Here is an 11,163-nt window from a genome sequence, read left to right on the forward strand (position 1 = left end):
AGGATTGATAAAATGAAAGTACTTGTTACGGGTGGTATGGGCTACATTGGCAGTCACACTTGTATTCAAATGATCGAAGCTGGTATGACACCAGTTATTCTCGATAACCTATACAACAGCAAATCCACAGTCTTAGAGCGCATTGAAAAAGTATGTGGCGTAAAGCCAACTTTTATTGAAGCGGATATTCGCGATAAGGCTGCGCTTGTTGAGGCACTAAAAGCACACAATATTGAAGCCGTTATTCACTTTGCTGGCCTAAAAGCAGTCGGAGAATCAGTAGAAAAACCACTTGAGTATTACGATAACAACGTAAATGGCACACTTGTTCTTGTGGACGCAATGCGTGAAGCAGGCGTGAAATCACTGGTATTTAGCTCATCTGCGACAGTTTATGGTGATCCTGCATCAGTGCCTATTACTGAGGACTTCCCAACTAGTGCGACTAATCCATACGGTCGTAGCAAGTTAATGGTAGAAGAGTGCTTAACTGACTTCCAAAAAGCGAACCCAGACTGGAGCATCACACTTCTTCGTTACTTCAATCCTGTTGGTTCGCACCCAACTGGTGAGTTAGGTGAAGACCCGCAAGGTATTCCGAACAACCTAATGCCATTTATTTCTCAAGTAGCAGTTGGTCGTCGCGAGTTTCTATCTGTCTTCGGTAGTGATTACCCAACCAAAGATGGTACTGGTGTTCGTGATTACATTCACGTAATGGATCTATCAGATGGCCACGTTGCTGCGCTAGAAAAAGTCGGTAGTAAAGCTGGTTTGCACATCTACAACCTTGGTACCGGTAATGGTTACAGCGTTCTTGAAATGGTAAAAGCATTTGAAAGCGCATGCGGTAAAAATGTGCCATACCAGCTGGTTGAACGTCGACCTGGTGACATTGCAGAATGTTGGGCAGATCCTTCAAAAGCAATGAATGAACTAGGCTGGAAAGCATCACGTACTCTTGAAGAGATGACAGGGGACACATGGCGCTGGCAATCAAATAACCCACAAGGTTACCCAGATGCATAGTTTCATTTAACACAAAAATAACAAAAAAGGCGCATTCCAGCGCCTTTTTTGATCTAAATCGGAAAAAATCGTAAATTACTGGTTAAAAGGTAGCAACCAAATAGATAAGTGCTAAACTACCCATGACTCTTAATTTAGGTCGTAAATTTTCTTGTAGCTATTGGGGTAGTTCATGGAGCTTGGTCTGATCATCGCATTCATCGTTGCAGCAGCAGTGATGGTGAAGAAAGAGATGGCAAAACAGTAAGCTTTTATTTTTCATACTTTTCTTAACATTTTTGAAATGAAAGCCAATAAAAAAAGCCAGCATTAAGCTGGCTTTTGTGTTTTCGGAGGCTTTAGAACTCGTATTTTGCTGTAATTGACCAGTTCCGCCCAGCTTGAGTCAGATCTTTGTTCTCTGTCTGAAGGTCACGCACATCATTCCAATTGTAGTACTCTTCATCTGTCACGTTGAACAGACCTGCTCGCAACGTAAGATCTTTAATAGGTTTGTAGTACGCGGTGATATCTACAACCGTAGCAGCAGAGATAGGCAACACTTTATCGTCATTTATGTCGCTTTTGTCTTTAGAAGCTGTGTAGTTAATGGTTAACGTGGTTCCCCAGTTTTGTTCTGAATCGTAATTAAAACCAGCGACAAGGTTCCAAGGGTTAACACTGTTTAGTGGATTATTGTTTCCATCTTCACCTTCCGTATACGCCGCTGCTACACGAGAGCTAAAGCCTTCGATTGGCATGAACTTGTTCCACGAAAGTTGGTTTGAAAACTCAATACCTTTAATTGTCGCTTTGCCTATATTCACGTACTGCAGAATCGCAGGGTCAGTCACTGGCGTCCAAGTGCCAGAGACGGTTTTACTTTCGATGAAGTTGTCGTAGTCGCTGTAGAAAACTGACACTTCACTGCTAGAAATGTCATTGTTATGTCGCCAACCAAACTCGTACGAAATGCTGTCTTCTGCTTTTAAATCAGGATTTGGCTTAAAAATGTAGCCATGCATTGGGTTACCGAAAGAGTAGTACAACTCCTGGAAATCTGGAGCACGGAAACCTTGGCTGATTTGCGCGAATAAACGATGTTGCTCATTAAGCTTATAAACAGAACCTAAGCGGCCTGTAAATGCAGAATCAGAGAACTTTTTGTAGTCGCTAGCCGCGTTACCACTTGGGTTGCTGCTTGTGTCTCCTGGATCGGTTTCAAATGCATCCCACCGTACGCCTGGAGTAATCGTAAAGTTACCTACCGTAATCTCGTCTTGTAAAAAGAGCCCGTAACGACGCTCGCTCGCAGAAGGAATATAGAAAATTTCTTTGTTCGCGCTTGCACTGTTGTACTCTTTGTTGACGTTCTTAATGTCTTTATCACTAAAGGATGCACCGTACACAAAGTAATGCTCTGTACTACCAAGCGAGAGATATTTGTCAAACTGTGAGTCAAACTGGTAGCCTTCATCCTCGTAGATGTAGTCTTTACGTTGGATATTCTGGCCTTTAACACGATCAGTAATGCCGTTTTCTTCCTTGCTAAGCCAATCTAGTTGCCAGGTAAGGGAGTCCGCTAGGGCCGTTTGCATCTCCCAAATATGTTTTATACCAACTTGATATTGCTCTTTTACATCTTCACTTGTTGCATTCGTATAACCGTTGTAAGACTGCTTTCCGTTGCCTTTGTTGCGAATATAATTCCCATAGAACTCAACACGATGTGCATCATTGACTTGGTACTGAAGTTTAACCAGTAAGTTGTTCGCTTCAGTACTTGCATCTGCTAGATCTCCAAAGTTATCCAGTTCATTGCCGTCGCGACGCGTATAGGCAACTAAAGATTCCAAATCGCCCGTTTTGTTCGCTAGTGCAACAGATTCACTGAATGTATTGTCTTCGGAAGAGTAGTTGAACTTCGCATGGCCACCAAAGTTACGACCCTTGAGGAAATCAGCCGGATCTTTGGTTTCAAATGCAACAATGCCACCAATTGCGTCAGAACCATGCAGAGACGATGCTGCACCTTTTACAATTTCAACCGCTTTTATTAGGTCGGTATCCACGTTAACGCGAGCAGAGTTAATGAACGTATTCCCTGATTCGAACTGGTTACCTTGAGATACGCCGTCAACAAGAACCTTAATTCGGTTACCTTCGATACCTCGAATATTGATACTCTGGACGCCTTGACGCGAGTTTGTCTTAACCGTGACTCCTGGCGTGTACTCAAAGAGATCATCTAAGCCAGTGACCATACTTTCTTCGATGTTCTTATCAGTAACGACCGCAACAGAAGCAGCAGTGTCTTCGATTTGGCTATTAGTACGAGTCGCAGTCACGACCACTTCATTGAAGGTTGAATGGTCTTCAGCGTAGGCACCTTGGGATAGTGCAATCAGAATAGAGGCGGATAAAATTGATTTATTATACATTGGTTTCAATACCTTAAATCCATAATAGGCAATAACAACGCGCAAATGTTAATGGATACTAAATAGTAATTACTATCATTATCATTTTAATGTTCAGGTTTTGATGTCGTCTATTCTTGAATGCTTGGCATTTCTAGTCTTTATTTATCAGTGTGTTATATTGTTGAAAACGATTTCTGACAAATCTATCCAAATATCACAGCTGTGATTCACATCACACAAAGGGAGTTATCGTGCAGAGCCCTATCACTTTAGAAGCGCTCCATATCTTGGATGCGATAGATCGCAGAGGCAGCTTTGCGGCAGCGGCAAATGAGCTCGATAGAGCACCATCTTCACTGAGTTACCAAATCCAAAAGCTCGAACAAGATCTCGACATCAATATTTTTGACCGTTCAGGACACAAAGCGCTCTTTACGGAGGCGGGTAAGCTCATTTTGGAAAGAGGGCGTGCAATTCTGCAAGCGAGTGAAAAGTTAGTGAATGATGCGACTTTACTTGCTAACGGTTGGGAGTTGGATATTACTGTTGCGTTTGATGGCATCATTCCAATTTCAAACTTCTTTCCGATGGTGGATGCGCTGGCGGAAGTAAGCTCGACACGCATTAGGTTGCAAGAAGAAATTCTTGCAGGAAGCTGGGAATCTCTGAATACAGGAAGAGCTGATCTGCTTGTGTGCCCTTCGTTGGATACGTTACCGCAAGAAGTGAAAGCAGAGAAAATTGGCAAGATGTCCATGATTTGGGTTGCGGCAACCGAGCATTACGTTCACAAACGCAGTGGCGAGTTTGATGATTCAGCAAGAGAGAAATACCGAATTATTGCCATTGCAGACACCGCACGCGAACAGCCAGCACTTTCGATAAACATCATTCAAAAGCAACCTAGACTCACTGTTACTAACTTTACAGCAAAAGTAGAAGCATTAACCGCAGGCTTAGGGATTGGTACCTTACCTAGACAAATCGCGCTACCGTTAATAGAAAAAGGCGTACTTAAACAAATTGAAGACACAGAAGAGCAGCCGATGGATATCATTCTAGCGTGGAGAAGAAACACCATGGGTGAAGCGAAATCTTGGTGCATTCAGTATCTGAAGAAGAATTGGAAACTAAAGTAACAGCGTCACTTTTTACTTCTTAGATTCAGATGAGTTACTGAATCTAAGAAGTTGAGCGGTAGAAAGAGAGCACGCTCCTCACTCATTAATTTAAAGGTAGCACCATATCTGCCGTACCGTCTGCAAACTGGACATCAACTTCAAACCCCAAACGTTGAGCAAGCATCAGCATCCCTCGATTGGTAGGCATCGTCATACCTGACATTTGTTTCGTGCCTTTAATTTTGCAATAGCTGATGATCTTCTCCATCAAGATTTTTCCCAATCCTTTTCCTTTCAAATCTGAGCGAACCAAAATCGCAAATTCAGCATCACTATTGTCTGGCGTGATCAGCGCACGCGCGACACCAATGATCGACGGTCCACTTTTATCGAATGCTACTGCGACAAAGGCCATCTCTCGGTCGTAGTCAATTTGAGTGAAATTAGCTAAAGCTTCGTGGTTAAACTCACCAACCTCTGAGAAGAACCGTTTATAGAGATCTTCTTTGGATACACTATTGATGAACTGAGCGTGGAGTGGCTCATCTTCAGGAAGAATTGGACGAAGAAGGATTGGTTGACCATCACGCAGTGTCACAGTTTCAACAAATTCAGCAGGGAAAGGGCGAATAGCCAGTCGTTTTTGAGCGTCACCTTCATATTTGCAAAGCGTCACATCAGCATCAAGTATGGTTAAGTCATCTCCGGATACCAGTACTGGATGGATATCCAGTCTTTGTATTTCAGGTAACTCAACCGCCATTTGCGAAATACGAACTAAGAATTTTGACAGCTCAGTAATATCGAGCGCATCTTTGTGTTTCTGAAGACGGATCTTCCCGGACTTTAATGCAACCACGACTAAATATCGTGCAAGCGTCATATTCAAAGGAGGCAGGGCGGCCACCGCATCTTGAGCGATGTTCCATTCAGATCCACCTTGACCAAGTAAAATGACAGGCCCAAATACCTTGTCGACCGCGATACTGATTCGCAACTCTTCCGCGCTGCCAAGCTTCGCCATGCCTTGAACTAGCAGGCCGTGTACGTTTGCAGATGGGTAACTGAATTTGACGGTATCTAAAATCGATTGTGCAGCGTTAGAAACTTCTCGACTATTTCTCAAATTAAGCGCCACGCCGTGTACGTCTGATTTGTGAGGAATATCAGGAGAGCGAAGCTTCACGGCGACCGGGTATCCAATATTTTCTGCCATGTGAACAGCTTCGATTTCATCCGATGCTATCCAAGTAGGCAAAACATTAAAGCCAAAGAGCTTAAATAGTGGGCTAGTTTGGTGTGTATCCAGTGCAACTGTATTTTTATCCAGTAGTCGTTCATCTACCCATTTTTTTGCAGAATTTACGCTACCTGAGTGCAGCGGCTCTGCTGTTGTTGGCGTTTCCATCAACTGTTTCTGGTTTCGTCGGTACTCAACGAGGTGCATGTACGCAACGACCGCGCTTTCCGGCGTACGATAGGTAGGTATCCCCGCTTGAGTGAATGCCAGTCGAGCATCTCGAGATGTTTGTTCACCAGACCAGTTAGTTAGGACATTAAAATGTTTATGTCGAGGGTGATTCTTGATGGCTTCAATAACCGCCAAAGCCGTTTCATAAGAATCAGACACGGCAGAAGGACTGTGCATAATCAAAATCGCATCAGCACAATCATTATTCATTACCGCATTGATCGCATCTACGTAGCGTTTTTTCGTTGCATCTCCGGAAAGGTCTATCGGATTAACACCCCGCCAGTTAGACGGTAAAATGGCTCTGAGCTGATCGGTTGTTACTTCGTCCAGAGTCGCTAAATTGCCACCTCGTTCAACTAGTGTATCGACCGCCATGACGGCAGGGCCTCCACCGTTAGTGATGATGGCTAAGCGTTCTCCACGCAACGGAACTGAGTGCGTCAGCGTCTCTACCGCAGCAAATAACTCATGCGTATTGCTAACACGCAGCATACCCGTTCTTCGTATCGCAGAGTCATAAATCACATCGAGCGTATCGCCATCTTGCTGCTCGAACGTATTCATTTCTTTTGAACGACCAGCTTTCAACACCAATATACGACGATTGCGAGAAGCGGCACGGGCTGCGGACATAAATCGTCGTGCATCTTGAATGGAGTCGACATACAGCAATATTGCTTCGGTATTGCCATCCATACTCAAATAATCGAGCAAATCTGCAAAATCAATATCTTGCCCACGGCCAATCGAGATAAATGAAGAAAACCCGATATTTTTGTCGTTGGCCCAATCTAAAACCGTGGTACAAACGGCAGCCGATTGAGAGATAAAAGCAATCTTTCCCGGCTTTGCTGCGACAGGCGAAAACGTACAATTGAAATTATGCCAAGGTAAGATAATTCCAAGACTGTTTGGTCCAAGAACCCGAATATTGAGAGATGACAAATCTAGCGTTTGTGCATCATCAGAAATTACTATCGCGAATGGAGTACCACGTTCATCCAGCTCTTTGAGAAGTTGTTCATTTCGCGAAGCATTAGTACAGAGAATAGCGATATCCGGCGTATAGGGCAGGGAAGCAACATCGCGATAGGCAATGACACCCGATACCGCTTTATACCTTGGGGTAACTGGCATGATTGCACCATCAAACCCACTTTGCAGAAGATTCCGCATAACGACTTGCCCTGCACGGAGTTCTTTTTGAGAGGCGCCAATTACCGCTACGGAACTAGGTTTAAAGAGTTTATGTAGTTTATTCATGTGAACTCCTGCGGCTTGTCGCGACTTACTTGCAATCTGCTACGTTGATATCAACAATCATAAACGAATAAATAGGCCAGAAAACATAAACGAACCGGACATTGAAGCAAATCTATACAGTGCTTGTAGAGTTTGTGTCACTCATCACATCAAATTCGCAGATTATTGTATTTGATGCTTGATAAACGAGCCTGCTATCGGCATGATTTATCGTAATATTTATCCAGAGCGTTTGTTACTTCATGAAAAAAATCGCAATCATTGGCTTATCAGTCCTTCTTTCAGCTTGTGTTTCGGAAACTTACATCACAGATGTCACCTCCGAAAGCTACCGAGAAGACTACAAATCAGACGCAGTCTCTAAGCCTATAATGGCGTCTGAAAGTGCAGTTGTAGAACAAGACGTTAAGCCTGAAGTCGTGAAAATGACGGCAAAGCCTGAAGAGAAAAAAGTGGTGAAACTCACACCAAAAGAGCAGGTAAAACCCGTTAAAATCGTCCCACCGAGCAAGAAGCAAGCAGGTATTCAACGATTCGGTTACACCATCCAGGTAGTCGCCGTAGGTAGCCAAGCTAAAGTTGATCAATTTGCAAACAAACTGCCTCAAAACGGTCAGCCGATTTGGGAGAATTACAAAGTCGTCAACGGCACAAAGTGGTTCTCGGTTCTTTACGGTGACTACGCGACAAGCGCCGAAGCTCAACAAGCGATTTCAACGCTTCCAACTCAATTCCAACAGTTGAAGCCTTTTGTTAAAAGCATTGACGCAATTAAGAACTCATCATTTCCAACGCTTAAGAAACTCAACTAATCAAACCAAAATAAGGGAGCAATACGCTCCCTTATTTTTTTGGTCAAATCCTATTCGAACAGAATTCCTCACACTAAAATAACTGTACGTTACACCTCAAAGGTTTATCATATTAACTAGTATCTTTTGTAGGTCACGGAAAGATTGATTCATGATTAAAAATATTCTTCTATTATGCGGCGGCGGCTCTTCTGAACACGAAATTTCACTGTTGTCGGCTAACTTTGTTGAACAACAACTAAACCTAATTCAGAACGTCAAAGTCACTCGCGTAGAAATAAAAAATGAAGGTTGGGTTACAGATCAAGGCGAATTGGTTTACCTTGATTTAAACACCAAACAATTGTGCTCGAATGAATCCAACCAAACGATCGACTTTATTGTGCCTTGTATTCACGGCTTTCCCGGCGAGACTGGTGACATTCAATCACTATTCGAAATTGCCGGTATCCCATACTTAGGATGTGGACCAGAAGCAAGCAGCAACAGTTTCAATAAAATCACATCAAAACTTTGGTACGACGCTTTAGACATTCCAAATACACCTTACTTATTCCTAACTCGCAATGATGAACACGCTCATAAACAAGCTGAACAAGCCTTTGAAAAGTGGGGGAAACTGTTTATTAAAGCTGCACGCCAAGGCTCGTCTGTTGGGTGTTACAGTGTAACCGAAAAGCAAGCTATCGCTAAAGCAGTAAACGATGCGTTTGGTTATTCAGATCAAGTACTTGTAGAGAAAGCGGTAAAACCTCGTGAGTTAGAAGTCGCAGCTTATGAAATGAACGGTGAACTGCACATCACTAAGCCAGGTGAGGTGATCGCACCCGATGGTGCATTTTACTCATACGATGAAAAATACAGCAGCTCAAGCCATTCATTAACAAAAGTAGAAGCGAAGAACCTGACTCAAGAACAGATCGATAAGATTCGTCATGCGTCAGAAACCGTATTCAAACAAATGAACCTTCGTCATTTGTCTCGCATCGACTTTTTCCTTACGGAAGATAACGAAATTTACTTGAATGAAGTGAATACATTCCCAGGAATGACGCCAATTTCAATGTTCCCTAAAATGCTTCAAAACAATGGTCACAAGTTCCATGAGTTTCTTGAAGATTGTATTAATAGTGCAAAGTGATTAACGTTCACGCGATACGTTTTGTGTTAGAAATAGTTGAATAGAGCACGGTTTGTTCAAGCGATATTTGAATAATGCTCAGTAGCAATTATGATTGTATTAACGCATTAAACAGATGATTCAGTGGTATGGCAATTTCAAATTATAGAGGTTTTAACCTGCAGTCAGGCGGAGCCGATGGCAGTATTTGGAAGGTTAAAATCAAAAACCACGTTTTACAAGGCAGTTTGACGGCGGTGAAAAAGAGCATTGATTGGTGGTGTGACACAGCATCGATCATTGACCCGAAAGAATTCGCGTCTCTTGGACAAAGAGCACACCCAACCGGTGGTGTTCAATCAGAAGTTTTTAACGGCTATACCATTAAAAACGACACTGGTGAACCAAACGGTTGGTACTGTATGTTTAATGGTAAACTCATTAAAGGCGGCAAAGCTGCTATTCAACGACACATCGAAGCTTATTTAGTTGCAAAGCAGAAAGCGATGCAAGCACAGGCACAACAGCAAAAGAAATAACAGAATGACCCTGGTATATTCAACAGAAACCGGACGCATTAAACCGGAAGAAGAAAAAGTAGCTCGTCCTAAAGGCGACGGTATTGTTCGTATTCAGCGCCAAACCAAAGGCCGTAAAGGAAAAGGCGTTTGTATCGTTTCAGGATTAGACCTAGACGATGCGCCTTTGAAACTGCTCGCAGCAGAGCTTAAAAAAGTATGCGGTTGTGGCGGTTCAGTCAAAGATGGCACCATCGAAATTCAAGGTGACGCAAGAGATAAGATCAAAACACACCTTGAAAAGAAAGGCATGACAGTAAAACTAGCCGGTGGCTAAATTCCTGACGTTCAAATCTCAGATAAACTAAAAATGGCGTCTATATGATTAGACGCCATTTTTATTTGCAATAAACAACGAGCTAATTGAAGAACAAGCAATCGCAGATTGATAGATCGATATTAGCTATTTTATGCACCCTAGATGTCATCTTTAGAAATCCGTTTTAGAAAACTAACGTAATTCTAAAATGTACATAAAAGTTAGAAAAATAGTTAGGATAACCTCTTCATGCACTGTATAGTTATACAGTTACTTTAATGAAGAGAAAAATGCTAAGGCTAGTCAAAACCTCACCTACAATTCCGATCTATAAAGATACACAAGCAATCATTGACGAAAATGGTGAGGCTAAGGTATCCACTCATGGCACTCCAGTTAACTATCAAGGGTTGAAACTGTTATACGATGATAATGAGCCAATATTCATCGCTAACGCTTACCTCCTATACCTCAGAATTTCAGTTAATAGAAAAGACATATCTCCTACTGAGCGAGCACTCAAATCTTTCTTCCAAGTCATGCATGAAAATAACTTAAAGTTGGATGAACACTTGCATGTGGATGATGACAAAAACCCTATTTTCTCCTATAGAAATGTGCTGCAAGTAAATGTTGATAACGGGCATTACACTGATGAAACTGCTAGTAACTACTTAGGATGCATTCGAGGTTTTTATAAATTTCTCAAGAAGTTCTTTTACATCGATCAACTTCCCTTCGCAATTACTGGAACCAATGCATACGGCAAAGATATTACTGATTGCACAATCAAGAAGCTAAGCAAAGAAACAAAGTTAAGACCTATTAGTGACAGGCATATTGAGTACTGTTCTGCTCCAGTCAGACTGGACACTTCATTAAGCGACATTTTGCTGTTCAAAGTTAACTGGGCTTAGATACCCAAGAGTACTGTGCCTTCTCGTCTTATTATAATCAACCTCTATGTACTCGAAGACCGTTTGGCGCATCTCATCTCTGGTCATTATTGGTTCGTATTGAATCGCTTCCACTTTCATCGAATGGAAGAAGCTCTCAACACAGGCATTGTCCCAGCAGTTTCCTTTCCTGCTCATACTTTGTTTTA

General features: G+C 42.5%; 10 protein-coding genes. 7 read left to right on the plus strand and 3 right to left on the minus strand.

The window, feature by feature from the left end; all coding sequences use genetic code 11:
* The first annotated feature begins 12 nt into the window (after window positions 1-12).
* Complete coding sequence (gene galE / locus UF05_RS08480; protein ID WP_005498859.1) at window positions 13-1,029, plus strand: UDP-glucose 4-epimerase GalE; 1,017 nt, start codon at window positions 13-15, stop codon at window positions 1,027-1,029.
* 338 nt (window positions 1,030-1,367) lie between these two features.
* On the opposite strand, the gene UF05_RS08485 is transcribed toward galE, so the two are convergent.
* The gene (locus UF05_RS08485; protein WP_045546042.1) at window positions 1,368-3,449 is read right to left on the minus strand and encodes a TonB-dependent hemoglobin/transferrin/lactoferrin family receptor; all 2,082 of its coding nucleotides are present in this window, start codon (window positions 3,447-3,449) and stop codon (window positions 1,368-1,370) included.
* 233 nt (window positions 3,450-3,682) lie between these two features.
* Here UF05_RS08485 and UF05_RS08490 point away from each other — a divergent pair, with 233 nt between their 5' ends.
* Entirely contained in the window at window positions 3,683-4,570 is an 888-nt protein-coding gene (locus UF05_RS08490; RefSeq protein WP_025507255.1) for a LysR family transcriptional regulator, read from the plus strand.
* Window positions 4,571-4,655: 85 nt separating this feature from the next.
* Here the strand turns inward: UF05_RS08490 and UF05_RS08495 are convergent, their stop codons facing one another.
* Window positions 4,656-7,289 (minus strand): bifunctional acetate--CoA ligase family protein/GNAT family N-acetyltransferase, encoded by a 2,634-nt coding sequence (locus tag UF05_RS08495; RefSeq protein ID WP_045546043.1) that lies wholly within the window; start codon window positions 7,287-7,289, stop codon window positions 4,656-4,658.
* Window positions 7,290-7,531: 242 nt separating this feature from the next.
* Between UF05_RS08495 and UF05_RS08500 the strand changes: the two genes are divergently transcribed.
* The 5 genes from UF05_RS08500 to UF05_RS08520 all read left to right on the plus strand — a co-directional run bounded on the left by UF05_RS08500 (window position 7,532) and on the right by UF05_RS08520 (window position 10,975).
* A complete protein-coding gene (locus UF05_RS08500) occupies window positions 7,532-8,101 on the plus strand; it encodes an SPOR domain-containing protein (protein WP_045546044.1) in 570 nt (189 codons plus the stop codon).
* 151 nt (window positions 8,102-8,252) lie between these two features.
* On the plus strand, window positions 8,253-9,242 hold the full coding sequence (locus tag UF05_RS08505) for a D-alanine--D-alanine ligase (RefSeq protein WP_045546045.1): 990 nt from the start codon (window positions 8,253-8,255) through the stop codon (window positions 9,240-9,242).
* Between the two features lie 128 nt (window positions 9,243-9,370).
* Complete coding sequence (locus UF05_RS08510) at window positions 9,371-9,760, plus strand: DUF3319 domain-containing protein (RefSeq protein WP_045546046.1); 390 nt, start codon at window positions 9,371-9,373, stop codon at window positions 9,758-9,760.
* A gap of 4 nt (window positions 9,761-9,764) precedes the next feature.
* Window positions 9,765-10,076 carry a stress response translation initiation inhibitor YciH gene (yciH, locus tag UF05_RS08515; protein ID WP_005455336.1) on the plus strand — a complete coding sequence of 104 codons (312 nt, stop codon included), beginning with the start codon at window positions 9,765-9,767 and terminating at the stop codon, window positions 10,074-10,076.
* 260 nt (window positions 10,077-10,336) lie between these two features.
* Entirely contained in the window at window positions 10,337-10,975 is a 639-nt protein-coding gene (locus tag UF05_RS08520) for a hypothetical protein (protein ID WP_156147369.1), read from the plus strand.
* Here the strand turns inward: UF05_RS08520 and UF05_RS24345 are convergent.
* Window positions 10,937-11,163 (minus strand): IS3 family transposase (locus UF05_RS24345; protein WP_045545802.1); only part of this gene is annotated, 227 nt, incomplete at its 5' end. The genes UF05_RS08520 and UF05_RS24345 overlap by 39 nt on opposite strands.

The sequence above is a fragment of the Vibrio sp. S457-15 genome (genome assembly GCF_000960545.1).
Classification (GTDB): domain Bacteria; phylum Pseudomonadota; class Gammaproteobacteria; order Enterobacterales; family Vibrionaceae; genus Vibrio; species Vibrio parahaemolyticus.